The organism is Desulfovibrio sp. 1188_IL3213, from assembly GCF_036763145.1.
Classification (GTDB): domain Bacteria; phylum Desulfobacterota; class Desulfovibrionia; order Desulfovibrionales; family Desulfovibrionaceae; genus Desulfovibrio.
Map to the genome: position 1 here is coordinate 1 of NZ_JBAIYR010000294.1, position 2993 is coordinate 2993.

Genomic DNA, 2993 nt, shown 5'->3' on the forward strand with positions numbered 1-2993 from the left:
AGGTAGCTGCCGGTGTCGTCAAGCTGCTCGGTGGGAAAGGGGCCGGAGCCCACGCGGGTGGTATATGCCTTTACTATGCCCACCACGCGGTGCAGGGCCGAGGGGCCGACGCCGCAGCCGGCGGAAGCGTTGCCCGACACGGTATTGGAGGACGTGACAAAAGGATATGTGCCGTGGTCGATATCCAGATGAATGCCCTGCGCGCCTTCAAAAAGAATGTCTCCGCCCTGGGCCTGAATGTTCTGGATGTGGTCTTCCACTTCCGTAAGGTAGGGCAGCAGGCGCGGGGCGAGGGCCAGCAGATCTTCGCAGACGGCGGCTTCGTCCAGCGGATCAAATTTGTACAGGTCGCGCAGCAGGGTGTTTTTTTCCTGCAGGGCGTGGGCCACCTTGGCCCTCACAAGGTCAGGGCAGGCCAGGTCGCCTGCGCGCAGGCCCACACGGGCGGCCTTGTCTTCGTAGCAGGGGCCGATGCCGCGTCCGGTGGTGCCTATCTTGTGTGAAGCGCGTTTGGCTTCGCGGGCTTTGTCCAGGCTTTTGTGGTAAGGCATGATAAGGTGGGCCTTTTTGCTGATGCCGAGCCTGGCCGGAGAAACGTCCACGCCCTTGGCGGCCAGGTGGTCCGCCTCTTCAAGAAAAACGTGCGGGTCAAGCACCACGCCGTTGCCTATGAGGCACATTTTGTCCGCGTGCAGAATGCCCGAAGGGATAAGGTGAAGGATGGTTTCTTCGCCTTGTACCTTGATGGTGTGTCCGGCATTGTTGCCGCCCTGAAAACGGACAATGGCCCGGCTTTGGGCGCTCAGCATGTCAACGATTTTGCCTTTGCCTTCGTCGCCCCACTGTGCGCCGATGATGACCGTATTCGCCATGATTTTACCTGCCTGAAACGCCGCCGCAGGGGGGCGTACTGTCATAAGGAAGCGTTACGCGCCCTCAGGCGCGATAAGTTACCGCCTTGTCAAACTGCCGAAAGCAGGACGCAAAGCCTTTCATGGTACCTATCTCGGATGCAAATGCAAGTCAAATGTCCCCAACGGCATACTACCGTACGCAGGGCATGGGGCAAGGGGACTGCGCCGGAAAATATGACGGCTTCCGGTTGCGGCCACCCGGGCGCTTTCCCGCATGCTTTGCAGGCATGGGCGGTCGTGGCCGCCGGGGCTGCGGACGGATCAGCTATGCCTTGTCGTCTTCGCCATCCCCTTTGAGAGGGTGGAACTTCAGAACGCGGCAGCGTTGCTCTGGGGCCTCTTTTTGCGGCGTCTCCAGCGAAAATTCGGGTGCAAGACCGGGCAATTGCGGGGCAAGGCCCTCGCGCCCCTGACTCTGACGCGACCAATGATAGTTGAAAAGCTGGTTTTTCCAGCGCTTGGCCTGAATCAGGGAAAAGATGAGCGTCGCCTCTTCCCATTTTTTTGTGGGCTCAAAGCGGCTGCTTACGGTGGCGTATTTGCTCCACAGCGACATCAGGGACGCTTCGTCGATCGTATCCAGTTGCTGCGCCAGCCGGGCAAGCAGTTTTTCCATATATCCTCCGCTGATAAGTGCAGGGCGCGCCGGGGGGCGCCAACCTGTCTTGTGAATCCTGGGCGACAAGGCAATGTAGGGCCTGACCTGTGTTTCGTCAACGCGCAGGCGGCGCTGTCCGAGCGGCAAAGCCCCCGGCGCGCCGCGCGGCAGGCTGATTTAGGCTGGTGGGGCGGTCTGTTCTGTGCTATGCAAAACCCTTACCTGACCGGCGAACATCTGGAGGCAAGCATGTCGGATCTCAAGGCCATGTACAGCACCGTCCGCAAGGACGCTTTTCCCGAAACCATGACCATCATTCTTGGCGACGAAAAACTCGTGTTCCAAAAACGCGTGTGGACGCTGGACGGCGAGGAAAAGGGCCTGCGCTACGGGGAAAACCCCGATCAGCCCGCAGCCCTCTACGCCCTGAAAGAAGGTTCCATTACTTGCGGCGGCCTCCAGTGGCGGGGTCCGGGGCACGGCATTGTTTCGGCCCTGACTGAAGAACAGATGATCCAGGCGGGCAAGCACCCCGGCAAGACCAATCTGACGGACGTGGATAACGGGGCCAATATCCTTCAGTATCTTGCAGACCGCCCGGCGGCCGTCATTCTGAAGCACAACAATCCCTGTGGCGCGGCCTGGAGCAAGGACGGCGTGGCCGCGGCTCTTGAAAAAGCCTTCTGGTGCGACCGTATCGCCGCCTTCGGCGGCGCGGTGGTCGTCAACCGCCCCTTTACCCGCGAGGCTGCGGAAATGGTGGCTGCCAACTATTTTGAGGTGGTGGCGGCTCCGGCCTTTGAAGAGGGCGCGGTGGAGATTCTTAAAAGCCGAAAAAATCTGCGCATTATGGAACTGCCCGGCCTGGGACGGCTTGAAGAGCTGACCTCGTCTGCCTTTCTGGACATCAAGAGCCTGTCGGACGGCGGCATTGTGGTGCAGAAATCTTTTGTGAACCGCGTTCTTTCCTGTGACGATTTTTTGCCTGCCACCGCCGTCACCAAGGACGGCCTTTCCGTGGCGGCGCGCGCGCCAAGCCCGGCGGAACTGGACGACCTGCGTTTTGCCTGGGCCGTTGAGGCGGGCGTGACCTCCAATTCCGTTATTTTTGTGCGCGACGGGGCCACCGTGGCTATCGGCACGGGTGAGCAGGATCGCGTGGGCTGCGTGGAGCTTGCCATACACAAGGCGCATACCAAATACGCGGACACCCTGGCTTTTCGCGAACTGGGCCTGACCCTTTACGAGTTGAAGCTCAAGGCTGCGGACGACAGCACCCTGGCGGAAAAGCTGGCCGACATCGAGCGGCGCACGCAGGAAACCCACGGCGGCCTCGCCGGTACGGCCCTGGTGTCTGACGGCTTTTTCCCCTTCCGCGACGGGGTGGATGTAGCCATTGCCCAGGGCGTCACGGCCATAGCCCAGCCCGGCGGGTCCATGCGCGATGCTGAAGTCATCATGGCCTGCAATGAGGCCGCTCC

3 protein-coding genes are annotated in these 2993 nt (G+C 60.9%); 1 reads left to right on the plus strand and 2 read right to left on the minus strand.

The window, feature by feature from the left end:
• Both V6C16_RS10480 and V6C16_RS10485 read right to left on the minus strand, forming a co-directional pair.
• The coding region (locus V6C16_RS10480; RefSeq protein ID WP_333543163.1) for an adenylosuccinate synthase at window positions 1-872 on the minus strand (872 nt) is incomplete at its 3' end.
• Window positions 873-1179: 307 nt separating this feature from the next.
• Complete coding sequence (locus V6C16_RS10485; RefSeq protein ID WP_333536059.1) at window positions 1180-1530, minus strand: hypothetical protein; 351 nt, start codon at window positions 1528-1530, stop codon at window positions 1180-1182.
• A 231-nt stretch (window positions 1531-1761) separates the two neighbouring features.
• Between V6C16_RS10485 and V6C16_RS10490 the strand changes: the two genes are divergently transcribed.
• The coding region (locus V6C16_RS10490; protein WP_333543164.1) for an IMP cyclohydrolase at window positions 1762-2993 on the plus strand (1232 nt) is incomplete at its 3' end.

What these genes read in the sequence shown, in the direction of transcription:
- V6C16_RS10485 (WP_333536059.1), bottom strand. Translation starts at nt 1,530, where the DNA reads ATGGAAAAACTGCTTGCCCGGCTGGCGCAGCAACTGGATACGATCGAC.